This window comes from Glutamicibacter sp. TV12E (genome assembly GCF_052441935.1).
Lineage (GTDB): Bacteria > Actinomycetota > Actinomycetes > Actinomycetales > Micrococcaceae > Glutamicibacter.
In genome coordinates this window covers 896,266-919,490 of sequence record NZ_JBQVVF010000001.1, presented here as the reverse complement: position 1 = coordinate 919,490, position 23,225 = coordinate 896,266, and the positions used below count along the sequence as shown (strand labels likewise).

18 protein-coding genes, 1 pseudogene and 3 riboswitches are annotated in these 23,225 nt (G+C 61.8%); of the genes and pseudogenes, 7 read left to right on the top strand and 12 right to left on the bottom strand.

Annotation, left to right across the window (positions count from 1 at the left end; translation table 11 throughout):
* Nucleotides 1-29: 29 nt before the first annotated feature.
* Nucleotides 30-1,016 carry a LysR family transcriptional regulator gene (locus ACT7DV_RS04170; RefSeq protein WP_444661018.1) on the top strand — a complete coding sequence of 329 codons (987 nt, stop codon included), beginning with the start codon at nt 30-32 and terminating at the stop codon, nt 1,014-1,016.
* Between the two features lie 146 nt (nt 1,017-1,162).
* Here the strand turns inward: ACT7DV_RS04170 and ACT7DV_RS04165 are convergent, their stop codons facing one another.
* From ACT7DV_RS04165 to ACT7DV_RS04135, 7 genes are all read right to left on the bottom strand, one after another.
* Nucleotides 1,163-1,441 (bottom strand): HPr family phosphocarrier protein, encoded by a 279-nt coding sequence (locus ACT7DV_RS04165; protein ID WP_195181632.1) that lies wholly within the window; start codon nt 1,439-1,441, stop codon nt 1,163-1,165.
* Nucleotides 1,442-1,494: 53 nt separating this feature from the next.
* Nucleotides 1,495-3,177, bottom strand: coding sequence for a phosphoenolpyruvate--protein phosphotransferase (ptsP, locus tag ACT7DV_RS04160; RefSeq protein WP_444661017.1), 1,683 nt, complete (start codon nt 3,175-3,177; stop codon nt 1,495-1,497).
* The gene (locus tag ACT7DV_RS04155; RefSeq protein WP_444661016.1) at nt 3,174-5,222 is read right to left on the bottom strand and encodes a PTS fructose transporter subunit IIABC; all 2,049 of its coding nucleotides are present in this window, start codon (nt 5,220-5,222) and stop codon (nt 3,174-3,176) included. The genes ptsP and ACT7DV_RS04155 overlap by 4 nt, the downstream gene beginning before the upstream one ends.
* The gene (locus ACT7DV_RS04150) at nt 5,219-6,199 is read right to left on the bottom strand and encodes a 1-phosphofructokinase family hexose kinase (RefSeq protein ID WP_444661015.1); all 981 of its coding nucleotides are present in this window, start codon (nt 6,197-6,199) and stop codon (nt 5,219-5,221) included. Before ACT7DV_RS04150 ends, ACT7DV_RS04155 begins: the two co-directional genes overlap by 4 nt.
* Nucleotides 6,196-6,972, bottom strand: a complete 777-nt coding sequence (locus tag ACT7DV_RS04145; RefSeq protein ID WP_195181628.1) for a DeoR/GlpR family DNA-binding transcription regulator — start codon at nt 6,970-6,972, stop codon at nt 6,196-6,198. The genes ACT7DV_RS04150 and ACT7DV_RS04145 overlap by 4 nt, the downstream gene beginning before the upstream one ends.
* A gap of 369 nt (nt 6,973-7,341) precedes the next feature.
* Nucleotides 7,342-7,836 (bottom strand): CoA-binding protein, encoded by a 495-nt coding sequence (locus ACT7DV_RS04140; protein ID WP_444661014.1) that lies wholly within the window; start codon nt 7,834-7,836, stop codon nt 7,342-7,344.
* Nucleotides 7,836-9,209 (bottom strand): O-acetylhomoserine aminocarboxypropyltransferase/cysteine synthase family protein, encoded by a 1,374-nt coding sequence (locus ACT7DV_RS04135; protein WP_444661013.1) that lies wholly within the window; start codon nt 9,207-9,209, stop codon nt 7,836-7,838. Before ACT7DV_RS04135 ends, ACT7DV_RS04140 begins: the two co-directional genes overlap by 1 nt.
* Before the next feature lie 118 nt (nt 9,210-9,327).
* A riboswitch (SAM riboswitch) is annotated at nt 9,328-9,422 on the bottom strand.
* Between the two features lie 111 nt (nt 9,423-9,533).
* On the opposite strand from ACT7DV_RS04135, the gene ACT7DV_RS04130 reads away from it, so the two are divergent.
* The 3 genes from ACT7DV_RS04130 to ACT7DV_RS04120 all read left to right on the top strand — a co-directional run bounded on the left by ACT7DV_RS04130 (nt 9,534) and on the right by ACT7DV_RS04120 (nt 11,313).
* Complete coding sequence (locus ACT7DV_RS04130; RefSeq protein ID WP_444661012.1) at nt 9,534-10,094, top strand: histidine phosphatase family protein; 561 nt, start codon at nt 9,534-9,536, stop codon at nt 10,092-10,094.
* A gap of 95 nt (nt 10,095-10,189) precedes the next feature.
* Nucleotides 10,190-10,687, top strand: a complete 498-nt coding sequence (locus tag ACT7DV_RS04125; RefSeq protein ID WP_444661011.1) for an RNA polymerase sigma factor — start codon at nt 10,190-10,192, stop codon at nt 10,685-10,687.
* Entirely contained in the window at nt 10,684-11,313 is a 630-nt protein-coding gene (locus tag ACT7DV_RS04120) for a methylated-DNA--[protein]-cysteine S-methyltransferase (protein ID WP_444661010.1), read from the top strand. Before ACT7DV_RS04125 ends, ACT7DV_RS04120 begins: the two co-directional genes overlap by 4 nt.
* On the opposite strand, the gene ACT7DV_RS04115 is transcribed toward ACT7DV_RS04120, so the two are convergent.
* A complete protein-coding gene (locus tag ACT7DV_RS04115) occupies nt 11,310-12,167 on the bottom strand; it encodes a shikimate dehydrogenase family protein (protein WP_444661009.1) in 858 nt (285 codons plus the stop codon). The two genes, ACT7DV_RS04120 and ACT7DV_RS04115, sit on opposite strands and share 4 nt — an antisense overlap.
* 179 nt (nt 12,168-12,346) lie before the next feature.
* On the opposite strand from ACT7DV_RS04115, the gene ACT7DV_RS04110 reads away from it, so the two are divergent.
* Nucleotides 12,347-13,684, top strand: a complete 1,338-nt coding sequence (locus ACT7DV_RS04110; RefSeq protein WP_444661008.1) for an MFS transporter — start codon at nt 12,347-12,349, stop codon at nt 13,682-13,684.
* Between the two features lie 93 nt (nt 13,685-13,777).
* Here the strand turns inward: ACT7DV_RS04110 and katG are convergent, their stop codons facing one another.
* Both katG and ACT7DV_RS04100 read right to left on the bottom strand, forming a co-directional pair.
* Nucleotides 13,778-15,958 (bottom strand): catalase/peroxidase HPI, encoded by a 2,181-nt coding sequence (gene katG / locus ACT7DV_RS04105; RefSeq protein ID WP_444661007.1) that lies wholly within the window; start codon nt 15,956-15,958, stop codon nt 13,778-13,780.
* An 88-nt stretch (nt 15,959-16,046) separates the two neighbouring features.
* Entirely contained in the window at nt 16,047-16,481 is a 435-nt protein-coding gene (locus tag ACT7DV_RS04100) for a Fur family transcriptional regulator (protein WP_444661006.1), read from the bottom strand.
* Between the two features lie 662 nt (nt 16,482-17,143).
* On the opposite strand from ACT7DV_RS04100, the gene ACT7DV_RS04095 reads away from it, so the two are divergent.
* Nucleotides 17,144-19,000, top strand: a complete 1,857-nt coding sequence (locus ACT7DV_RS04095; protein ID WP_444661005.1) for a BCCT family transporter — start codon at nt 17,144-17,146, stop codon at nt 18,998-19,000.
* Nucleotides 19,001-19,074: 74 nt separating this feature from the next.
* Here the strand turns inward: ACT7DV_RS04095 and acs are convergent.
* Both acs and ACT7DV_RS04085 read right to left on the bottom strand, forming a co-directional pair.
* Nucleotides 19,075-21,060: pseudogene (acs, locus tag ACT7DV_RS04090) on the bottom strand (acetate--CoA ligase); the annotation flags it as partial.
* A 52-nt stretch (nt 21,061-21,112) separates the two neighbouring features.
* On the bottom strand, nt 21,113-21,364 hold the full coding sequence (locus tag ACT7DV_RS04085) for a hypothetical protein (RefSeq protein ID WP_444664889.1): 252 nt from the start codon (nt 21,362-21,364) through the stop codon (nt 21,113-21,115).
* A gap of 18 nt (nt 21,365-21,382) precedes the next feature.
* A riboswitch (SAM riboswitch) is annotated at nt 21,383-21,485 on the bottom strand.
* 267 nt (nt 21,486-21,752) lie between these two features.
* Nucleotides 21,753-21,844, top strand: a riboswitch (SAM riboswitch).
* A 16-nt stretch (nt 21,845-21,860) separates the two neighbouring features.
* Between ACT7DV_RS04085 and ACT7DV_RS04080 the strand changes: the two genes are divergently transcribed.
* On the top strand, nt 21,861-23,201 hold the full coding sequence (locus ACT7DV_RS04080) for an acyl-CoA dehydrogenase family protein (protein WP_444661004.1): 1,341 nt from the start codon (nt 21,861-21,863) through the stop codon (nt 23,199-23,201).
* Nucleotides 23,202-23,225 lie beyond the last annotated feature (24 nt).

Sequence of the window (23,225 nt, the reverse complement as noted above, 5' to 3'; positions counted from 1 at the left end):
ATGAGGGAAGCGAAGTCTAAGCTGGCACCATGAAGAATCTTGATATCAATCTGCTGCCGGTGCTGCAAAGCCTGCTGAGCATGCGCAATGTCACGCGGGCAGCGGATTTCTTGGGGCTGAGCCAGCCGGCAACAAGCGCAGCACTGTCCAGGCTGCGCCGCTATTTCGACGATGAATTGCTGGTGCGTTCCGGGCGCGGCTACGAGCTGACCCCATTGGCCCAGGACCTGCAACCGCTGGTGGAATCGGCAATGCACGGCATTGACCGGGTCTCGACTATCAAGAGCCAATTCAATCCAGCCACCAGCGATCGAAAGTTCGTGATCGTGGCATCCGACTATGTGGCGGCGATGCTGGTCGAGCCGTTGCGCGCGATTCTGCGGGTCGAAGCACCGGCGGTTTCGGTGGAGATCACTCCGACTTCGGCGGCATCCTGGGATCGCAGTACCTACGGGAAATGGGATTTGATAGTTGGGCCCATGGGCTATGACCTGCCCGGGCACGGCAAACCGGTGTTCCGCGATAGCTTCGTCGCGGTCTTGGATGCCGGCAATCCGGTGCTGGACAAGCCGGGTCTCAGCGCCAAGGACCTGGTGAAATTACCGCAGGCTGTCGGGTTTTTCGGCTCCGAAATCCGGACGCCAGGTGACCAGTTCTGGGATGTCTTGGGCGAGTCTCCCGCTGTTGCCGCCCGGGTTCAGGGGCTGCTTTCCCTGCCATTGCTGGTGGAAGGAACCGACTTGATGGCCCTGGTGCCACGCATGCTGGCCTACAAATACTCGCGGGGAACCAATCTGGCAATTGTCGACTTTCCAGTGGAGCATGAAGCGGCATTGGTGGAAGCGATGTTCTGGCATACGAACCGCGATGATGATCCGGCCAATTCTTGGCTCAGGTCCGTCGTGCAACGGGCATGCAAGAAACTCCACGAGATCCTCGAGACGTTGAATCCCCCGGTGCGCCATGCGTCAATTGGGCTTTCGACCGTGCCGGATGACCGCGCGATCGATAGCTAAGTGTCCTTGAGAGGACTGCCGAGCTTCGCCGACCGGTGACGGCACGCCCGGTTCGCCAGGATTCCCGCCCTCACGTCAAGCCCATGCGGGCATGCACAAACAGGGAGCAAGCCAGCTGGCCTGCTCCCTGTTTTCCAAGTTGAAAACTACTCAGCGTCGTGGTCGGTCTCCAAGATGGTGACCAGCTGGTCCAGCGCTGCATCTGCGCCGTCGCCTTCGGCACGCAGCACCACGGTGGTGCCGTGCTCGGCGCCCAGTCCCATCAGCGACAGGATGCTTGATGCGTCCATTGCGTCTTCTGCTGGTTCGCCCTCCAGCGCGATGGTGACCTCTACCGGAAGTTCTGCTGCGGCTTCGGCGAAGATAGCTGCCGGGCGGGCGTGCAGGCCGACGCGGCTGCCGATGATTGCTTTACGTTCTGCCATGATGGGCTCCTTGGGGATCTTGTGAACAGTGGTTGACGATAAATTCTAGTGGCCTACAAGCCGAAGCGGTCCAATTCGCTCAGCTCAGCGCGCACGGCGCTGCGGGCCAGTTCGGCCGACGGCGCATCCAGGGCCACCTTGGCCAGGCGCTGTGCCTTGGCGAAGTCCACGGTGCGCAATACCGCCGAGACCGGAGCCAGTGCGCGCTTGTTCATGGACAAGGTGGTGACACCCAAGCCCACCAGCACCACGGCCAGGGCCGGGTCGGCAGCGGCTTCGCCGCACACGCCCACCGGCTTGCCGCCCGCGCTTTGCGCACCGGCGGTGGTGGCAGCCACCATGTGCAGCACAGCAGGCTGCCATGGATCATTGAGCTCGGCCAAGGTGCCCAACTGCCGGTCCGCAGCCATGGTGTACTGGGTCAAGTCGTTGGTGCCAATGGACACGAAATCACAGCGCTGCAGGATCTGGCCGGCCAGTACCGCTGCCGATGGGACCTCGATCATGGTTCCGGCGGTGGCCAGGCCAGCGGCCCGGGCCATCTTTGCGAAATCTTCCGCTTCGGCCGGGGTGGAGATCATCGGCGCCATCACCCAGACATCCGCTTCATGCTCATCCGCAGCCTGGGCGATGGCCTTGAGCTGGCGTTCCAGCACGCCGGGGCTGGACAGGTCGGTGCGGTAGCCGCGCACACCCAGCGCAGGATTCGGCTCGCTGGAGTCGGTCAAGAAGGGCAACGGCTTGTCGGCACCCGCATCCAGGGTGCGGACAACAACCTTCTTGCCCGGGAAGGCAGCAAACACAGCGCCGTATGCGGAAACCTGCTCTTCATGTGTCGGTTCCTTTTCCTTGCCCAGGAAGCAGAACTCGGTGCGCAGCAGGCCTACGCCTTCGGCGCCGGCTGCGGCGGCCAGCTGTGCGTCATCGCCGCTGCCCACATTGGACAGCAGCGGCACGCGGTAGCCATCGGAAAGCTCGCCGGTGCCGGTGAAGTCCGGAAGGACTTCGCGGTTGGCGTAGGTCGCCGCCAGGTGCTCTTCGGCAGCACTGGGGTCGGTGATCACCAGGCCGTCGATGCCATCGACAAAAACATAGTCCCCGTCGGCCAGCTCCGTGGTGTCCGGTGCGGCAACGATGGCCGGCAGGCCCAGCGAGCGGGCGATGATCGCGGTGTGCGACTGCGGTCCGCCATCGGAGGTGACCAGGGCCAGCACCTTGGCCGGATCCAGGGTTGCGGTGTCCGCCGGGGCAAGATCCACGGCGGCCAGGATGAACGGCTGATCCGAATCCGGGATGCCCGGGGCCGGGACTCCACGCAGCTCTGCCACGATGCGGGCGCGCACGTCCAGCACGTCCCCGGCGCGTTCTGCCATGTAGCCGCCCAGCGCGGTCAGCTGGGTGGCTACAGCGTCGGCAGCTTCCCAGATTGCTGATTCGGCGCAGGTGCCACCGGCAACCAGCTTGGTCGCCGACTTGATCAGGCTGCGGTCGCTGGCCATCAAAGCGGTGGCCTTCAGCACTGCCTGCGCATCTCCGGTTGCGAGCGCGGCGCGCTCCTTGAGCCCGGTGGCGACGGCTTTGGAGGCCTCGGCCAGGCGCTGTGTTTCTTCCTCGGGACTCACGCCCTGCGGCAGCGGCGCGCCATCTGCCGGCGCAACGATTGGCTCAGGCATGCGGCGCACGTGCCCGATGACGCGTCCGGCGCTCACGCCTACTCCGGTGAACTGCTTGCTCATGCTGCGACCTTTGCCGGTTCAGCGGCTCCCGCAGGAGCCTTGCGTACATACTTCTTCAGAACGATAACTGCTGCTGCTGAGATAACCGTACCAATCAAGGTGGCCAGCAGGAACAGCGGCCAGGTGTTGTTCATGGCGAAGAAGACGAAGATGCCGCCGTGCGGGGCCTGGCTGACCACATCGAAGCTCATGATCAGCGAGCCGGTGACACCGGCACCGATCATCGAGGCGGGGATCACGCGCAGCGGGTCGGCAGCCGCGAAGGGAATGGCGCCTTCGGAGATGAACGCGGCACCCAGCAGCCAGGCGGCCTTGCCGTTTTCGCGTTCTGCCTCGGTGAACAGCTTGGCGCTGATGGTGGTGGCCAGGGCCATCGCCAGCGGCGGAACCATGCCGGCGGCCATGACGGCAGCCATGATCATCATTGGGGCGGGGTTATCGGCCAGCGACGCGGTACCCAGTCCGGCCACGGCGAAGGAGTACGCCACCTTGTTCACTGGTCCGCCGAGGTCGACGGCCATCATCAGGCCGAGCACCAGGCCGAGCACGGCTGCGGCGGTGCCGGACATGCCCGAGAGCCAGTTGTTCAAGGCTTCGGTCAGCTTGGCGATAGGACCACCGAGGAACAGGAACATCAAGCCCGAGGCGATGATCGAGCCCAGCAGCGGCACGATGACCACGGGCATCAGCCCGCGCATCCAGCGTGGAACATTCCACGAGTTGATCCAGCGGCAGGCCAGGCCGGCGATCAAGCCGCCGACAATGCCGCCGATGAACCCGGCTCCCATGAAGCCGGCCACCGCGCCTGCGGTGAAGCCCGGCGCGATGCCCGGGCGGTCGGCGTAGGCGTAGGCGATGTAGCCGCCCAGCGCCGGAACCAGGAAGCCCATGGACAGGCCACCGATCTTGAAGGCCACCGCGCCGAGGTAGGCTCCCAGCGGTCCGAATGGGGTCTCAAGCTGCGACATGACGTCGGCACCGGGCAGGTTGAACAGGGTGTTGGATCCCAGCACGTCATCGGCCACATCAGTGATCGAGTAGCCGCCGAGCAGGAAGCCCAGCGCGATGAGCAGGCCGCCACCGGCAACAAAAGGAATCATGTAGGAGACACCGGTGAGCAGGGCGCGCTTCAGGCCCGCGCCGAAGGACTCGGAGCCGTTCTTCTCCTCGGCCGTTGCGGTGGTCCCGGCGGGAACACGGCGGGCCTGGGGATCCTCGGAGGCCGCGATGGCGTCGTTGATCAGCTTTTCCGGCTCATCGATGCCGCGCTTGACCGGAACCTGGATGACCGGCTTGCCGGCGAAGCGGCCACGGTCGCGCACGTCCACATCCACCGCGAAGATCACGGCGTCGGCGGCCTCGATCACCGCTGGGTCCAGCGGGGTGGAACCCGAGGAGCCCTGGGTTTCCACGGCGAAGTCCACGCCCATTTCCTCGGCGGTCTGGGCCAGCGAGTCGGCAGCCATGTAGGTGTGGGCGATGCCGGTAGGGCAGGCGGTGACCGCAACGATCGACTTCTTCTTGGGAGCGCCGTCGGCTGCCTCAGCGGTTGGAGCCGGAGCAGCGGCCGCCGGGGCAGGCGCCGCGGCAGGGGCGTCGGAAACGACGTCGCGGACCAGTTCAACGATCTCGGCTTCACTTTGCGCGGCACGCAAGGAGGCGGTGAAGGACTTCTTCACCAGCGCGCGGGCGAGCTTGGAAAGCAGCTTGAGGTGGGCCTGGTCGGCGCCATCTGGGGCGGCGATGAAGAAGACAAGGTCGGCCTCGCCGTCCTTGGCGCCGAAGTCCACCTTCGGGTTCAGGCGGGCCATGGCCAAGGTGGGCACGGTCACCGCTGCCGAACGGCAATGCGGAATGGCAATGCCGCCGGGAACGCCGGTGGCGGTCTTGGCTTCGCGGGCCTTGCCGTCGGCGGCGAGGGCGCCGGCATCGGTGGCACGGCCCTGTTCGGCAACCAGTGACGCCAGCTTTTCGATGACCTCGCCCGTGCTGTTGCCCAGATCGGCATCGAGCAGCACGAGCTCTGCGGTGATTAGTTCACTCATGACTCGGTTCCTTGCGTTGAAGTAAGTTCGTCGACGGTGACGGCGTCAACGGTGAGATCGGATTCTTTAGGGATGGTGGAGCCAGGCAGCTGCGTGGCGGCAGCCCCGTAGGCGACGGCGTTTTTCAGCCGTTCAGGGGCGCTGGCCCCTGCAACATCTGCCAGCAGGTAGCCAGCCAGCGAGGAATCGCCGGCCCCTACCGTGCTGCGCGGGGTGATCGGGGTGTGCGATCCGTGCCAGACACCCTGCTCGGTGACCAGCAGTGCGCCCTTGGCTCCCAGAGTGGCCAGGACCGCGCCGATGCCCGTCTCCAGCAGCTTCTTGGCGCAGTCGGCGGCCAGCTCTATCGAGCCTTCCAGCGCCGCTTCGTCGCAGCCTCCGACCAGTTCAGCCAGCTCTTCGGCATTGGGCTTGATCAGATCGGGGATGTGCTGCGCGCCGTGGGCGAAGAGCTCGATCAAAGGCGCTCCGGAAGTGTCCACCGCGATCTTCGGGCACTTCTGGCCCAAGTCGGCACGAAGCTTGGCGGTGAGCTGGGCGTAGAAGTCGGCGGGGACTGACGGCGGAAGCGAACCGGCCAGCACCAGCCAGTCGGCGCTGGCGGCCGCGTCGGCCACCAGGCCGCCGAGCTCTGCCAGCTGCTGCGCATTCAGGGCCGGACCGGGCTCGTTGATCTTGGTGGTGGTGCCATCGGGATCGGTCAGGGTGATATTGGTGCGCAGCGGCTCGGTGATCGACAGGGTGCGGTGGGCCAGCTTGTCGCTGGACAGCGCGGTGATCAGCGGATCGGTGCTCGCGCCGGGCAGCACTGCCAGGGTCGGCACGCCGGCCGCGGCGATGGCGCGCGAGACATTCACTCCCTTGCCCGCTGCCTGCACGTGGCTGGCGGTAGCGCGCTGCACCGCGCCGTGCGACAGCGGTTCGCCCAGTTCAATGGTCTTGTCCAAGGCCGGGTTGACGGTCAGGGTGACAATCACGCGATCACAACCTCTACATCAGCGGCTTCCAGGGCAGCGGCGAGTTCCTCGCCGGGCTGCTGGTCGGTCACCAGGGTGTCAATGGATTCCAGGCGGGCAAAGCAGACCAGGGTTTCCTGGTCGAACTTGGAGCTGTCGGCCAGCAGCACCACGCGGCGTGCGCTGTTGACGAGTGCGCGCTTCACGGCGGCTTCCAGCGGATCCGGGGTGCTCAAGCCAAAGCCTGCGTGCAGCCCGTTGGTGCCGATGAAGGCGATGTCTGCGCGGTGCCGCGAGTATTCCTCGACGGTTTGCGCCCCGGAGGTGGCTCCGGTCAGGCCGCGGACGCGTCCGCCGATGAGTTCCAGGGTGGCATCCTGGCTCTGGACCAGTACGGAGGCAATGGGCAGGGCGTGGGTGATGATGACCAAGCCGGCGCTGGCGTTGGTGCGCAGCATGCGTTCGGCGAGGAACTCGGTGGTGGTGCCGGCGTCGATGATGACCGAGGCGTCCGAGACCGGCAGCAGGCTCAAGGCGCGCTGGGCGATCCGGGACTTGGCATCGGAGTGGATGGCGGTGCGCACCAGGTGGCTTTCCTCGCGGGTGCTTGCCTCGGTGGTGGTGACCGCTCCGCCGTGGACGCGGCGCAAGAAGTTTTCCGATTCGAGTTGGGCCAGGTCGCGGCGGACCGTTTCCCGGGTGATCTCGAAGCGTTCGGACAGTTGTGCGACGGAAACTTTTCCGTCCGTCTCAAGCTGCTCGACGATCAGCCGGTGTCGTTCTTCGGCGAACATTTTGTGCCTCCGCAATCCCTCATGACCTGCACCACATGAATCTGTGTTTCCATGACTTTATGCCCGATTGCGTGGGAACGTCAAGCTAATAGTGTTGGAATTTTGGGTTAAGTGGCATATTGGCGTGGGATTGGTTGGCATTGTGCCAAGTAGACGGTCTGTACGCCGAGAAAATCAGCTTTAAATAGTTTGCCTTGGCTGTCCCCGGACGTTCAATAGTGGCAGTTAAGGGGTGCACGGCATATCAACGCCCAACTTGATGTGCGTGCCCGACGGCATGGGGAGCAATTCGCTGAATCCCCTTGCAAACCGCAAGTAGCGGGCAACCATAAAGGTTGTCCGCCACTTGAATCAGCTGCCTGGGATCGCCTAGGCGAGCACCTGGCGCTTTGAGGAAATCACCCCGGTGTTGAACCCGGCCAGGCGCAGGCCGCCGTGGAAGCGGGCGTGCTCGATCTTCACGCAGCGGTCCATCACGACATTCATGCCCGCAGCCTCGGCACGGCGGGCCACGTCCTCATGCCAGGATCCCAGCTGCAGCCAGAGGGTCTTCGCCCCCACGGCCAAGGCCTCATCCAACACGGATGGCAGGTCATCGTGCTTGCGGAAGACCTCCACGAGATCCGGTGTCTCCGGCAGATCAGCGAGGGATTTGTACACCGGCTGGCCCAGGATCTCATCGAGCACCGGGTTGATGAAGTACACCTTGTACTTGGATGAGGACAGCAGGTAGGTCGCTACGAAGTAGCTGGCCCGCGATGGCTTGTTGGAGGCTCCCACGATGGCGATGGACTTGGTTTCGCGCAGGATGTTCAGCCGTTGCGCGGCTCCCGGGCCTTCCCAGGTGCGGTCGGTGGTGCTCATTAGTTGGCTCCCTTCGGTGCTGCAGGAATGGCGCACGCCGCGCCATCATAGGCGGGTTCCGCAAATTCATTGGCGGAGCCAGAGGCCGTTTCCTGGGAGGCGGCCAACGCCTGGTCCAGATCCCAGAGGATGTCTTCGACATCTTCCAGGCCTACCGACAGCCGGATCAGATCTTCGGGTACGCCAGCGGCGATCAACTGGCCTGCGCTGAGCTGCTGGTGGGTGGTGGAAGCAGGGTGCAGCACCAGGGTGCGGGCATCGCCGATATTGGCCAAGTGGCTGGCCAGCTGCAGGGCTTCGATGAACTTGGAGCCGGCTTCGCGCCCGCCCTTCACGCCAAAGCTGAACACTGAACCGACGCCCATGGGCAGAAGTTCCTTGGCATGGGCATGCTGCGGGTGGGATTCCAGGCCGGCGTAGTTCACGTAGGTGACCCGTGGATCTGCCTCCAGCCAGGCAGCGACCTGCTTGGCATTGGCCAGATGGTTGTCCATGCGCTGGGGCAGGGTTTCCAGGCCCTGCAAGAGCTGGAACGCCGACTGGGCCGGCAGGGCTGGACCGAAGTCGCGCAGCTGCTCGCTGCGCAGCTTGGTGAGGAAGCCGTATTCGCCGAAGTTGGCCCACCAGGAAACGTTGCCGTAGCTGGCCACCGGTTCAGTCATCGCGGGGAACTTGCCGTTGCCCCAGTCGAACTTCCCGGACTCGACCACTACGCCGCCGAGGGTGGTGCCGTGGCCGCCGATGAACTTGGTTGCCGAGTGGATGACGATATCCGCCCCGTGCTCGATGGGACGCAGGATATACGGGGGAGTGAGCGTGGAGTCGACGACCAGGGGAATCAGGTGGCGGTGGGCCACCTCGGCCAGGCCGTTCAAGTCCGCGATGTCACCCGAGGGGTTGGCTACCACTTCGGTGTACACGGCCTTGGTGTTTTCCTGGATGGCAGCTTCGAAGTCGGCGGGGTCGTTGGAATCGATGAAGGTGGTGTTGATGCCGAAGCGGCGCAGTGAAACATCAAGCTGGGTAATGGTTCCTCCGTAGAGCTTCGAGGAGGCCACAATGTGGTCGCCGGCCTGGGCCAGGGCCGCGAAGGTGACGAACTCGGCGGCCATGCCGGAGCCGGTGGCTACAGCGCCGATGCCGCCTTCCAGGGAGGCCATGCGCTCTTCGAAAGCCGCTACGGTCGGGTTGCCGATGCGCGAATAGATATTGCCGTATTTCTGCAGCGCGAAGAGGTTGGCCGCGTCGTCGGCGTCCTTGAAGACAAATGAGGTGCTCTGATAGATGGGCACTGCACGGGCGCCGTGCTCTGCATCGGGGGTGCCACCGGCGTGCAATGCGCGGGTGCGGAATCCAAACTTGTGATCTGCCATGTTGGCTTACGACTCCTTGTCGATGGGGTTTTCGCGCTTCACCGGCGGGCGGTGGTGCGATCGAGGCAGGAATCCCGGAATCAATGTCGCAACTTGTTGTGGTTAAACAAGATAAGCGGCTGCATCGTTTCTGGCGGTAGCACCGTAACCACCGGATGTGGCAGGTTGCTGCGGCGTCAACGAACCAGATCTCTCAGCCGCTCGGGATGGTGTAACAATCTTCGCAACATGACCGTTCATGACCTAACTATGAGTCTTAACGTTGCGTATCGGACGTAATGCCGGAGATTCTTCGATCACCGCGCACGGCGGTACGCTTGAGCCATGGATACTGCGCTGGTATTGATCAGACACGGGCTGACCGATTGGAATCTGGCCGGCCGCCTTCAGGGGCGCACCGACATTCCGCTGAACGACACCGGACGCGAACAAGCTCGCGGTGTAGGGCGCGACCTTCAAGGCCAGGGGTTCTCCCTGGTGCTGGCATCCCCGCTGGGCCGAGCGCAGGAAACGGCCGCGCTGATTGCCCAGGAGCTGGACATCGAGACCGGCCGTCCCGTCCCGGAATTGATTGAACGCGGTTTCGGACCGCTCGAAGGCCGGATCATGGCCCAGGTGAGCGACGAGGAATCAGCCTTGGTCCAAGACCAGTTGGAGCCAATTGACGAGATTTTGCGCAGGGCGATTCCTGCGTTGATCGACCTGTCGAATGAGCATGCGGGCAGGAAGGTGGCAGTGGTCAGCCATGGAGCCACCATGCGCGCCATTCGTGATGCCCTGGCCGGAACCAAGCTGCCCCGCGGCGTAGACAATGGCGAAGCCATCGAGATTGATATCCAGCGCCTGCGCCAGCTGGCTGAGGGACTGGACCCGGTGAGCTGCTAGGCGCTCAAGATTTTTCCAATCGGCACCTCACATTTTTGCTCCGCGATACGTTTACATGGTGAATGCCCGTAAAGGTGCCGACCTTCAGGAGAGCCATGCAAGTGCCGTTTGAGCGGATAGTCCAGGATTACGGGCTGAACGTCCTTCGCGTTTGCCGCGCCCTGCTAGATGAGCATCGCGCCCAGGACGCCTGGTCCGAGACTTTCCTCTCCGCGCTCAAGGCCTATCCGCAGCTTGCCGAGGACGCCAATGTACTGGCCTGGCTGGTCCGCATTGCAAGGAACAAGGCCATCGATGAGCTGCGCAAGAACAAGCCGGAGTTCCTTCTCGACCATCAACAGTGGGACCAGATTGATGGCGAGCCGCAACCAGCACTGCAACTGGAGAATCTCCAGCTCTGGCAGGAAGTAGGAAGGCTCCCCGAGAAGCAGCGGCTGGTGGTCGGCTACAGATATCTGGGCGGACTGAACTATGCCCAGATTGCCCAAATGGTGTCCGGCACTGAAGCCGCCGCGCGGAGAGCAGGCAGCGACGGGCTCAAGAATCTTCGCCGATTGCTCGACGACGACACATTGTGGCAGGAGAAATCATGACTAATGCACCGACCAACTCTTCAGCAACCGGAGAAGAGGCCCAAATTTTGGAACAACTCGGGATCGAGCTGCGGGCCAAGGCGCAGGCCGTAGATCTTGTCGATATTTCCTACCGCGTAGTTGATAGCCCGGTAGGGTCTTTGCTGCTGGCCAGCACCCCAGCCGGCCTGGTGCGGGTAGCTTTTGAAACAGAGGACCATGAGAAGATTCTCCAGGTGCTCGCCCAGAAGCTCAGCCCGCGCATCCTCAAGGACCCCGCGCGCCTGGACGCTGTGGCCCGGCAACTTGATGAGTACTTTGCGGGGACTCGGCGCAACTTCGATGTGCCTCTGGACCTGAAGCTTTCCACGGACTTCCGTCGCCGAGTGCAGCTGGAACTGGGCATGATCGGCTACGGGCAGACGTGGAGCTACTCACAGATGGCGGAACGCATTGGCAATCCCAAAGCCGTGCGCGCCGTAGGATCGGCCTGCGCGACCAATCCGATTCCCATTGTCTTGCCCTGCCACCGGGTGCTGCGCACCGATGGTTCGCTGGGCGGCTATCTCGGTGGACTTGAAGCAAAGACGGAACTTTTGACGCTGGAGAATCCCCGCTTCGGTGGCCCGCCGAGCACCCTCTTCTAGGCTTTTCGCTCAGTTATTGTCGCGGATGCGCGGATGCGCTGAAGCGATTGCTGGAGTTGGGTCTTGCTCTGTTCAGGCAAGCCAAGCAGCGGGACCATGGCTTCAGCTTGAAGCAGCAAATGCTCCCAACCGTCGCAATATTCCAGGCCTTGTTCGATGGCGGCCTTGATGGTTCCGGTCGTGTGCGCGCTGTACACGAAATCATAGATATGGGTACCAGGAGCCAGCTGCGCGGTGCCCCAAGCAGCCCCGTCTTCGGCATGCTTGCCGATAGGCGTGGCATTAATGACGAGGGAAGCTTGCGCTGTGGCCTGCGCTGCCCGGGACCAATCCACGCCCTTGCCCCTGACCCCCATGCGGGTGGCCAGCGAGAGCAGCTGATTGGTTGCTTCTGGATCACGGTCCGCGATGGTGACGGTGCCGATGTGTTCTTTGAGCGCAACCAAAGCTGCACGAGCCGCGCCACCGGCGCCGAGGAATACAACGTGATCGTGCATTCTGGTGGCCAGTTTGGTTGCCACCGCAATCAGGTCGGTGTTGTAGGCATGGAGTTTTCCGCCCTGGCGGATCAATAGATTAGCTGCTCCACTGAGGCTAACCTGTTCTGAGCGTTCGTCGGCGATACCTGCTGCCCACTGCTTATGAGGCATGGTCACGTTGGCGCCTATGACTTGCGTTGAGAGCAGGCTGTTGCGGATTTCCTGCATTGGGCTGTGCGCGGGAACGTCCCGCGGCTCGTAGCTCCAGTGATTGTCCAGCGCCTCGAACACAGGATTCCAGAGATTCGGCGACATGGTCTGCGAAGCATGGGAACCAATGATGAACAGCTGTGTTGCGTTGATGGAGTGGCTCATTGTTGTCCTTTCGAGGCGAGCTTGCCCAGCGTGGATTCCGGAAACCGTCACATCTCTTGTGACTCGCCTCACCTTGCTGTACTTTAACTATTGTCGCATATCGCACGTTTGTGCGTATAACGTACAACTAGCATTAGTGCAGGACGGAAAGCATCCCTGCTGCTGTGGAAGGACATCCCATGAGCAAGACCATCAGCCATCCGGGCGCCAGCCTCGACGAGGAGCAGCGGCGCAAGCTCAAGCGCGCCAAGAAGGCGGCGCTCGCGGGATTCCTCGGCGGTGCGCTGGAATACTATGACTTCTTCATCTACGCGACGGCGGCCTCGCTGATCTTTTCCAAGATCTTCTTCCCTTCCGGGGACGCGACCATCGCCCTGCTCGCCTCGTTCGCGACGTTCGGTGTCGCTTATATTGCCAGGCCCTTCGGCGCGGTCTTCTTCGGGCATCTCGGTGACAAGCTGGGACGCAAGGCAACCCTGGTCATGACCCTGGTGCTGATGGGGTCGGCGACGTTCCTGATCGGCGTATTGCCTGATTTCTCGACCGCCGGATACTGGGCGCCGGCTCTTCTGGTGATCCTGCGCCTGATGCAGGGCTTGTCCGCGGGCGCGGAAACTGCTGGCGCCTCGGCCCTATCTACCGAGGAAGCGCCTGAAGGGCGCCGGGGATTCTTCGCGAGCTTTGCAATGAGCGGGATTTCCTTTGGCATCGTCCTGGCCTCGCTTGCGTTCCTCCCGGTCGCGGCGATGGAAGAATCAGCGCGGTTGGCATGGGGCTGGCGAATTCCATTCTGGCTCTCGCTGCTGGTTCTCGTCGCCGCCTACCTGGTGCGCCGCTCCTTGGACGAACCTGAAGTCTTCGAGGAGAAGCAGGAGGCGGACGCAACTCTCAAGCTGCCATTCACCAAGATGATCACCACCCACCCGGCGCAATTCTTCCAAGTCGCGCTGATGTCTTTCCAGGTGGTCACCAATACCTTCATGCAGTCCTTCGGATTGGCGTATGCCGTATCTGTAGGTGTCTCCGCGTCAACCATGTTGTGGGTGAGTATCGCCGGCAACATCATTGCCATTGCCAGCCAGCCCTTCTTCGCGCGGCTATCTGACATCTTCGGACGCAAGAAGGTCTTTATCGCTGGCGTCTTGGGATCCGGCATCATGATCTTCGTGTACTTCTTGACGATTTCCACGGGAAACCTGGCAATGATTTTTGTTTCAAGCATGCTTATTACGGCCGGAACGTACGCTGCGTCGAATTCGGTGTACCCAGCGTGGTTCTCCGAGCTGTTCAACGTGAAGGTACGCTATTCGGGAATGGCCATCGGCTTGCAGGTCGGTATCCTCTGCGCCGGATTCACCCCGATGCTTGGTACGGCTCTCGTGGGCGGTACAACTGCCAATTGGGGTCCTGCGGCATGGATCGTGGCAGCGTCATCGATCCTTGCTGTAATCGGAGCCGTGTGGGCTCGTGAAACCAGCAAGACGGATCTGCGGGAACTGGGCAACCCGGTTCCCTAGGCCCAGGGCAACGACAGCTCTCGCAAACAGCGGTGGCCGCCACCTCCCGATTCACTCGGGAAGTGGCGGCCACCGTTTTGCGCGGAGGGCTGCTTACTTGCGCAGCTCGAAGCGGTCGGCATCCATGAGCTTGGCCCATGCGGCAGCGAAGTCCTTGACGAACTTCTCCTTGGCGTCGTCCGAAGCGTAAACCTCGGCCAGCGCGCGCAACTCGGAGTTCGAGCCGAAGACCAGGTCTACGCGGCTGCCGACCCAGCGGCCGTCAGTGGTTGCGTAGGTCTTCTCTTCTGCATCCGGGGTCCACTCGAGGCCCAGTTCCAGCAGGTTAGCGAAGAAGTCGTTGGTCAGTGCGCCCGGGGTCTCGGTGAACACGCCAGTGTTCGAGCCATCCCAGTTGTTGCCCAGTACACGCAGTCCGCCAACCAGCACGGTGGTTTCGGGTGCGGTCAGGCCCAGCAGGTTGGCGCGGTCCAGCAGCAGGTACTCGGAAGGCAAGTTCAAGAAGCCCGAGTCGTAGTTGCGGAAACCGTCAGCTACTGGCTCCAGCCATGCGAATTGCTCAACATCAGTCTGCTCCTGGGTAGCGTCAACGCGACCCGGGGTGAATGGAACCTCGATCTGCTGGCCGCCGGCCAAAGCAGCCAGCTCGACACCTACGTTGCCGGCCAAAACCACAACGTCGGCGAAGGAAGTCTTGACAGCGGAAGTGGCGTTGAAGGCATCAACGATTTCTTCCAGCTTCGCGATGACTGGCTTGAGCTGCTCTGGCTGGTTCACGGTCCAGGAAACCTGTGGCTCCAGGCGGATGCGACCGCCGTTGGCGCCGCCTCGGCTGTCCGAGGAGCGGAAAGTCGCCGCGGCCTTCCAAGCGGTGGAAACCAGCTGCTGTACGCTCAGGCCCGAGTCCTTGATCAGTTCCTTGAGTGCGGAAACTTCGGCAGCGCCCAGGGTGGTCTCTGGTGCGGCTGGCAGCGGATCCTGCCACAACAGGTCCTCTGCTGGAACTTCTGGTCCGAAGTAGCGGGACTTCGGGCCCATGTCGCGGTGGGTCAGCTTGAACCATGCGCGAGCAAAGGCGTCAGCGAACTTCTCCTGGTTGTCCTTGAATTCGCGGGAGATCTTCTCGTAGGAAGGATCGAAGCGCAGCGCCAAGTCGCTGGTGAGCATGCGAGGTTCGCGGCGTGCTGCTGCGTTGTGCGCCATCGGAACCATGTCGGCGCCGCCGTTGTCCTTTGGACGCCATTGCTGTGCGCCAGCTTCAGAGTGGAACAGTTCCCACTCGTAGGCGAAGAGGATGTGGAAGAACTCGTTGTCCCAACGGGTTGGGTGGTAGGTCCAGGTAACTTCGAGGCCTGAACCGATGGTGTCATCGCCGTGGCCGGTGCCGAAATCGGACTTCCAGCCCAGGCCCTGCATTTCCAGCGGCGCGGATTCCGGGTCGCCGCTCTTGTGCGATTCAGCGCTGGCACCGTGGGTCTTACCGAAGGTGTGGCCGCCCGCGATCAGGGCGACGGTTTCTTCGTCGTCCATGCCCATGCGGCGGAAGGTTTCGCGGATGTCAACGGCGGATGCCAGTGGGTCGGCGACGCCGTCTGGACCTTCTGGGTTGACGTAGATCAGGCCCATCTGGACTGCTGCCAGTGGGGCCTCGAGGTTGCGAGCGCCGGTGTAGCGTTCGCTTTCCAGCCAGACCTTCTCCGGGCCCCAGTACACGTCTGCGTCTGGTTCCCAGACGTCCTTGCGTCCACCGGCGAAGCCGAAGGTCTTGAAGCCCATATCTTCCAGGGCCACGTTGCCGGCCAAGATCATAAGGTCAGCCCAGGAAATGGACTGGCCGTACTTCTTCTTCACTGGCCACAGCAGACGGCGAGCCTTATCCAGGTTCACGTTATCTGGCCATGAGTTCAACGGAGCGAAGCGCTGCTGGCCTGCGGAGCCACCGCCGCGGCCGTCGTGCGAGCGGTAGGTGCCGGCGGAGTGCCAAGCCATGCGAATCAGGAAGGGGCCGTAGTGGCCGAAGTCGGCTGGCCACCAGTCGTAGGACTTGGTCATAACCTCGGCCAGATCAGCCTTGACTGCTGCCAGATCCAGAGCTTCGAAAGCCTCGATGTAATCGAAGTCCGCATCCAAGGGATTGGTGGCTTCCTGGTTCTTTGCAAGGATCTTTAGATTCAGCTGGTTTGGCCACCACTCGGTGTTGGCGTTGCCACGAGTGGGGTGCACGCGGCCGGTGTTTCCTACAACCGGGCACTGACCTGCAGTTGTCTCAGACATATGCTCTTCCTTCCGGATTTTTTGGTTTGTGGTTCGATGTTCATCGCCCGAGGGTTCCCGATTGATGACAAAGTTAGGGGCAGTGCGGCTACCCGCCCAGATTTTCAGCCTGGCACTCGGGGCAAGTGCCCCAATAGATGACTTCGGCTTCATCAATCTTGAAGCCGTGGTCATCCGATGCGTGCAGACAAGGTGCTCCGCCGACAGCGCAGTCGACGTCGGCTAGGCTTCCGCACTGGCGGCACACCACGTGATGGTGGTTGTCGCCGACGCGGGTTTCGTAGCGTGCGATATGCCCTTGAGGCTGGATCTGGCGGATGACGCCCAAACTGGTGAACAGCTTGAGTGAATCGTAGACCGCCTGGTGCGACACCGTGGGATGCTCACTGTGGACCGCCGAAATAATTGTCTCGGTGTCCGCGTGAGGGTGCGCGGCAACCGCAGCGAGTACCGCAACGCGTGGTTGCGTGACTCGCATAGATGCTGCCTTGAGCACTTGCTCAATCCCGTCCGAAGATGCCATATCTTTAGCATGACTGCTTATTTTGAATGAGTCAAGATAAACGCAGATGTATTTCACATGACATTTCGTGGGCCTATGGGAAAGCTCAGCCAGCCCTCGATGGCTAGTAGATATTCCGCTGACGGAATGCTATATAGCATAAACGCCAGCACATCGGCTCCTGGTCGCCGCTACGGGTGGAAGGCGTGCAATCGTGTCGCACCCGCGAGAAATCACTGCCCTGAAGTCCCCGCCAGGTGGCTCCGCTCGCGACTCGTTTTGCCGAGAAATTGCCAGTACGCGAGCAATGTCACACGGCTGTGAATGAACTATGCAAATTATGCGGCTGCAGGGGTCTGAGAGGCCATAACCCGCGAAAAATCGGGACTCTGGTTTGACCAATGGGTGTGGGTCGACCATGCTTAAAAAGGCCTATTTAGGATTTATTGTGACAATTCGAGAAGAAATAGCGTCGGGTCACCGGTAACATTCCCGTGGCAATATGCAGGGTCAGCTGTATCAATCAGCACCCTCTGACGCTAGATTTGGATTCAGTGAATCGACACCGATAAGCAATTCGCAATCAAGCACACTGCAGGGCAATCGCGTTCCATCGACGCGATTACTCGTCGGGCGCCGGCAGGATTTCGTTCGCCGCGCCTTACCAGTGAAGGAAGAACGCAATGAAGCAGACGGATCAATCATTTGAAGACCTCGTCGGCGAGCTGCATTCAGCTCGACAACGACGACCAAAGAAATATTCGGTTTCAGGAACCGACTATTGGGTATTCGGAATCGCTGGCGCCTTGGCGCTGGCATTTATCATTTGGGGTTTCGTTACCCCCGAAGGCTTGGGTAAAGCCGCAGACGTGGCCCTTAACTGGGTCATCACCAACACTGGTTGGCTGTTTATCATTGCAGCCTCGGTATTCGCAATATTTGTCATCGTGGTCGCCGCGAAGAACTTCGGGCGCATCCCGCTGGGCAAGGACGACGAAAAACCGCAATTCAGTACCGTTTCGTGGATCTCCATGATGTTTGCTACCGGCATGGGCATCGGCTTGGTGTTCTACGGCGTGGGAGAACCGCTCTTCTTCTACATGTCACCGCCACCAGGAACCGTTGAAGGATCTACCGACGCTGCCTTGAGCACCGCAATGGGCACCACGCTCTTCCACTGGACGCTGTTCCCGTGGGCGATGTATGCCATCGTCGGCTTGGGCATGGCCTATGGAAGTTTCCGCCTGGGGCGCCCGCAGCTGTTCTCGGCAATGTTCTCCTCCGTCTTCGGAGAGCGCATTGTGCACGGCTGGGGCGGCCGCACCATTAATATCCTCGCCATTATCGCTACTCTTTTCGGTTCCGCCTGTTCCCTGGGACTGGGCGCACTGCAGATTGGTGGCGGCATTCAGTCCGCTGGCATCCTTGAAAAGGTTGGCTCCGGAGTCCTGGTGGTGATCATCGCAATCCTTACCGCATTGTTTGTCGCATCGGCCGTTTCCGGCATCGAGCGCGGCATCCAGTGGCTGTCGAACATCAACATGGTCTTGGCAGTGATCTTGGCGCTGATCGTCTTCATTGGCGGTCCAACGCTATTCATCCTCAACGTCGTCCCGAACGCCGTGGGCGCATTCATTGGCGACCTTCCAGAGATGGCTTCGCGTACCGCGGCTTCCGGCGACGGCACCATGTCCAGCTGGCTGTCCTCCTGGACCGTCTTCTACTGGGCTTGGTGGATCTCATGGAGCCCATTCGTTGGCCTGTTCATCGCCCGCATTTCCCGCGGCCGCACCATCCGCCAGTTTGTCACCGGCGTGTTGCTGGTTCCATCGGCTGTCACCCTGCTGTGGTTCTCCATCTTCGGCGGTGGCGCCATCGGCCTGCAGGAACGCGCGGAGCGAGCAGGCAACACCGGCGAGGCACTGGCCAACATGGTGGATGGGGCTCCGGACATCAACTTCGACCTGATCCTGTTCGATCTGCTTAATGAGCTTCCGCTCTCCGGCTGGATTGCCACGGTGCTGATGATCGTCACGGTCTTGCTGATCGCGATCTTCTTTGTCACCGGCGCCGACTCGGCTTCCATCGTGATGGGCGCCTTGAGCGAGCGCGGGGCCGAGGAGCCGACCAAGAAGTCCGTGGTCTTCTGGGGTGTTGCCACCGGTGCTGTTGCCGCAGTCATGCTGTTGGCGGGTGGCGATCATCCGGCCGAGGCGCTCAACGGCCTGAAGAACATCACGATTGTCTCGGCCTTGCCGTTCGTGATCGTGATGCTGCTGTTGTGCGTCGCACTGTGGAAGGACCTGAGCCGCGATCCGCTGATCCTGCGCGGCAAGGTGGCCCGCACAGTGCTTGAGCAATCGGTGACCCAAGGCGTCGACCGGCACGAGGGCAGCCAGTTCAGCCTGATGACCACCGAGATTCCAATCATCCAGCCGGCCGGGAAGCCGGAAGATGGTGCGGTGGATTCAGCCCAAGTGATAGTTACCGAGGCTGTTGTGGAACCGTCCACGGATTCTTCCGAATCCAAGGATTCCTAGCATCAAATAGTTGAAGCCACGTCCCGCGGGACGTGGCTTCACCTATCTAGAGCGAATTCTCCTTCAGTTGCGCTTTAGCGGCGTGCCCGGCAGATCGCGTTGATTTCGGGAATGCACGGTTCATTCTGCAGGCTGGTGGTATCACCCAGCGTGGTTCCTTCAAATAGCTGAGTGAGCAAGCGGCGCATGATCTTGCCTGAACGGGTTTTGGGAACATCCGGTACCAGCAGCACATCACGCGGCTTGGCAATCGGGCCAATCTGGGTGGCTACCGTGGAACGAAGCTCGGCTATGAATTGTACTTGGCGCGCGGCGAGCTGCTCGTCAGGGTTTTCGCTAATCAGGGACTTGTCCAGGGGCACCACGAAGGCGGTGGCCGCATGCCCGGTCGTCGCATCCGGGGTGGGGCAGACTCCGGCCTCGACGACTCCCGCGTTGGTGACCAGCGCTGACTCGATTTCTATGGTCGATAACCGGTGCCCGGAAATATTGATCACGTCATCGGTGCGGCCCAGGATGAAAATATCCCCGTCCTCGTCAAAACGTGCGCCATCGCCGGCGAGGAACCAGCCTTGCTGGATGTACTTCTCCCAGTAGCTGGTGTAGTAGCGTTCCGGGTTGCCCCACACCGTGCGCGCCATCGACGGGCCGGTACGGGTGATGACGATGTTGCCCTGGGTATTTGGCTCAACCCGCTGTCCCGCAGCGTCAACGATGTCCACCGCAACACCCGGCAGTGCGCGGGCGGCGCAACCTGGCTTGAAGTATTCATCGGTAGGCAGCGGGGAGAGGACCGTTGCCCCTGACTCGGACTGCCACCAGGTATCCACCATCGGAATGCCTGCCGGGGTGTCGCGGCCAATCTGTTCGCGCAGCCACCGCCAGGCCTCCGGGTTAACTGCCTCGCCAACGGTGCCGCCGACGTTGATGGAGGACAGGTCGTAGGATTTCGGAATACCCTCGGGGAACCAACCCATCAACGAGCGGACCAAGGTAGGGGCGGTGTAGTAGCTGGTGACCTTGTAGCGTTCGATGACTTCGAAGTGGCGTCCGGGATGCGGCGCGTTGGGCACGCCTTCATAGATCACCTGGGTGACACCATTGGATAGCGGTCCATAGATCTCATAGGTGTGGGCCGTGACCCATGCCAGGTCCGCGGTGCACCAGTGCACGTCTTTCTCGCGCTGGGACGCATCCGGGTTGGCGAAGAGCATGTTGTAGCTGGCGGCAGCCTGGGTCAGGTAGCCACCGGTGGTGTGCACCAGGCCCTTGGGCTGTCCGGTGGTTCCGGAGGTGTACATGATGAACAGCGGAGTTTCGGAGTCGAAGAACTGCGCCTTATGTTCGATGGGCTGGATGTCGACAACGTCGTGCCACCAGACATCGCGGCCTTCGGTCCACGGGATCTCATCGCCGGTGCGCCGGATGACCAGCACCTTCTCTATTTCATTCTCGCCGGAGACGGCTTCATCGGCATTGTCCTTGACCGGAACCGAAGTGCCTCGGCGGAATTGGCCATCGGTGGTCACCAGCACCTTGGCCTTCGTGTCTTCCACGCGGAACTTCAATGCTTCGGCGGAGAAGCCGCCGAAGACCAGCGAGTGGATGGCTCCGATGCGGGCGCAGGCCAGCGTAATGACGACGGTTTCGATGAGGACCGGCAGGTAGATGACCACGCGGTCGCCCTTGACTACGCCCATGGATTCCAAGGCGTGGGCGGCCTGGCTGATGCGTTCTTGCAGGTTCTTGTAGGTGACGGCCACCCGGTCGCCGGGTTCGCCTTCGAAATACAGTGCGACCTTGTCTCCGCGGCCGGCGGCCACATGCCGGTCGGCGCAGTTCACAGCAGCATTGAGCTTGCCGCCCAGGTACCAGGAGATCTGCGGTCCGCGCTTGGCTTCCGGGTCAGCTGGGAGGATCTGGCTGGTGGTATGCCAACTGGTGTCCCAATCAAGGAGGCGTGCCGCTTCGTCCCAGAATGCCTGGCGTGCTTCCTCCGAGGCAAATGCAGAGGTTGGTGCCGATTCGATGGTCATTACAGAGTATTCCTTGGTGTTTCTATTCGGGGGCTGATTTGGTACTTGATAGTTGGCGCCATCGGGCCCGGGGCTTTTATGGCGCGGCGCTCGGCGATAGCGAGCAGGGCATCGGCAAGTTGACCGAAGAAGGCCAGCTGTCGCTTGTGCCCTGGAGGTTCTTGGCCGAGGCGAATTGCCGGTCTTTGCCCATTGCCCGTTGTGGCTGCGAGCCTGAAAGCGCGGAACGGCGCTGTGCCGTGGTGGCAAATTTGCGCCAGAAATTGACGGGGCCGACATCCAGCACCATGGATGCGGGGGGCCGGGTCTTGCACTCGAGGCTGCGCAAAGCACAGTGCCATGATCATCTCCATCGGTCCTGGCGGTAGCACCGGCCTTTGGGATGTGTCCTCCATAGGTGGTTGCTGCGGCGTCACTGAGCCAGATCTCTCGGCCGCCCGGGATGGTTACACGTCTATTACAGGGTTTCGAAGGAATTGAATGCAAATCTTGCGTAACATGAAAAATCTTCGATAACTGCACCACATGCGCGGGATATTTCGTAATTTATTTCATTGAATGCCCGTTTGATCGATAATGGGCGAATATGGGCAATTCATCTTCGGCATGATGCACCATTAGCTGTTCAACCTGCCGGTCATCCCGGAGCCTCCCAAGGTCGAAATGTGACTTCGCGGCTTGGAAGCACCGGTTTGTTACGGCTACAAATGAATGACAACCCATCCAGAGCGGCTGAGAGATCTGGCTCGACGACGCCGCAGCAACCACCCGAAGAGCGGGACGGTGCTACCGCCAGGACCGATGGAAAGAATTGAGGACTTCTAATGTCATTTGGCGAGTCGCCGAACACCAGCGGTTTGGACTTCAACCAGCTCAGCGATCCTTCGCAGGCGAGCGCCATGGGGCTAGACGACTTCGAGGAGCAGCTTCCCACCCGGCAACTGCTCAAGGTCACTCCCGGCCCCGGCGCAGATGAGCAATACGACCGGCTGGCTGAAATCTTCCGCCCGGTCTTCGCGCAAATCGCCAGCACCGCCAAGGACCGCGATCGCAACCGCGTCCTGCCCTTTGAACAGGTGGGCCTGCTCAACCGTGAACGCTTCGGCGCACTGCGCATCCCCGTGGCCCAGGGCGGGTACGGCGCGCGCCTGGTTGACGTATTCCGCTTGCTCATCGAGCTTTCTGAAGCCGACTCGCATGTCGGCCAGCTGTGGCGCGCGCATATCGCCTTCGTGGAAAACGTGCTGCTCCTTGAGGATCAAGAGCTGCGCAGCAAGTGGATCGGGCGCATCGCAGCCGGCCAGATCGTCGGCAATGCCTATACTGAACGCGGCGGCAACGCCCTGGGCTCCTTGAACACCAAGGCCAGCCAAGTCGATGGCCGCTGGCTGGTGGACGGTGAAAAGTACTACTGCACAGGCACCATTTTTGCCGACTGGACCACTGTGGCCGTGGCGCATCCCGAACTGTCCGGGCGGCAGATCGCGGTGGTTTCCACGCAGCACAGCGGCGTCAAGATCCTCGATGACTGGGATGGCTTCGGCCAGGGACTCACCGGCACCGGCACCACGGAATTCCACCAGGTTCCGGTGGACTCGTTCATGCCGCAGCAGAGCAACGACTCCGAAGCGGCGATCTTCCAGCTGGTGCTCATGGCCGTGCAAGCAGGTATCGCCCGGGCGGCCTTGAATGACCTGCGCCTATCGGTGCAGAATCGCACCCGCATCTTCACCACAGGCACCGGTGTTCCGGTCCACCGCGAGCCGCAGGTCCTGCAACTGGTCGGCGAAGTCTCCGCGGAGTCCTTCGCCGCGGACTCGGTGGTGATCGGTGCCGTCCTTGAAGTCGAGGCAGCCCTGGTAGACCCGGGATTGAATGACGAAGAACGCTATGCGGTTTGCGAGCTGGCCGCCAACCGGGCGCAAACCATCGTCCAGCCGCTGGTCATCGGTGCCACCAGCAAGCTCTTCGACGGGCTGGGCGCCTCTTCGACCAGCGTCATCTGCAACCTGGATCGCCACTGGCGCAATGCCCGGACCATCGCCACCCACAACCCGGCCATTTACAAGGCACGCATTGTGGGGGACTACGAGATCAATGCGGTCCAGCCGCAACGCCTCTCGGTCACTGGCGAGGACAGCAACCATAGAGCCTATGGCGCCTGAACGCCGACTAATTAACTTCACTAC

Excerpts from the sequence above, each read along its gene's own strand:
- ACT7DV_RS04165 (WP_195181632.1), bottom strand. The coding sequence starts at position 1,441 with ATGGCAGAACGTAAAGCAATCATCGGCAGCCGCGTCGGCCTGCACGCC.
- ACT7DV_RS04145 (WP_195181628.1), bottom strand. The coding sequence starts at position 6,972 with ATGTTCGCCGAAGAACGACACCGGCTGATCGTCGAGCAGCTTGAGACG.
- ptsP (WP_444661017.1), bottom strand. The coding sequence starts at position 3,177 with ATGAGCAAGCAGTTCACCGGAGTAGGCGTGAGCGCCGGACGCGTCATC.
- ACT7DV_RS04110 (WP_444661008.1), top strand. The coding sequence starts at position 12,347 with ATGAGCAAGACCATCAGCCATCCGGGCGCCAGCCTCGACGAGGAGCAG.
- ACT7DV_RS04135 (WP_444661013.1), bottom strand. The coding sequence starts at position 9,209 with ATGGCAGATCACAAGTTTGGATTCCGCACCCGCGCATTGCACGCCGGT.
- ACT7DV_RS04130 (WP_444661012.1), top strand. The coding sequence starts at position 9,534 with ATGGATACTGCGCTGGTATTGATCAGACACGGGCTGACCGATTGGAAT.
- ACT7DV_RS04095 (WP_444661005.1), top strand. The coding sequence starts at position 17,144 with ATGAAGCAGACGGATCAATCATTTGAAGACCTCGTCGGCGAGCTGCAT.
- ACT7DV_RS04155 (WP_444661016.1), bottom strand. The coding sequence starts at position 5,222 with ATGAGTGAACTAATCACCGCAGAGCTCGTGCTGCTCGATGCCGATCTG.
- ACT7DV_RS04120 (WP_444661010.1), top strand. The coding sequence starts at position 10,684 with ATGACTAATGCACCGACCAACTCTTCAGCAACCGGAGAAGAGGCCCAA.
- ACT7DV_RS04125 (WP_444661011.1), top strand. The coding sequence starts at position 10,190 with ATGCAAGTGCCGTTTGAGCGGATAGTCCAGGATTACGGGCTGAACGTC.
- katG (WP_444661007.1), bottom strand. The coding sequence starts at position 15,958 with ATGTCTGAGACAACTGCAGGTCAGTGCCCGGTTGTAGGAAACACCGGC.
- ACT7DV_RS04080 (WP_444661004.1), top strand. The coding sequence starts at position 21,861 with ATGTCATTTGGCGAGTCGCCGAACACCAGCGGTTTGGACTTCAACCAG.
- ACT7DV_RS04170 (WP_444661018.1), top strand. The coding sequence starts at position 30 with ATGAAGAATCTTGATATCAATCTGCTGCCGGTGCTGCAAAGCCTGCTG.
- ACT7DV_RS04140 (WP_444661014.1), bottom strand. The coding sequence starts at position 7,836 with ATGAGCACCACCGACCGCACCTGGGAAGGCCCGGGAGCCGCGCAACGG.
- ACT7DV_RS04100 (WP_444661006.1), bottom strand. The coding sequence starts at position 16,481 with ATGGCATCTTCGGACGGGATTGAGCAAGTGCTCAAGGCAGCATCTATG.
- ACT7DV_RS04115 (WP_444661009.1), bottom strand. The coding sequence starts at position 12,167 with ATGAGCCACTCCATCAACGCAACACAGCTGTTCATCATTGGTTCCCAT.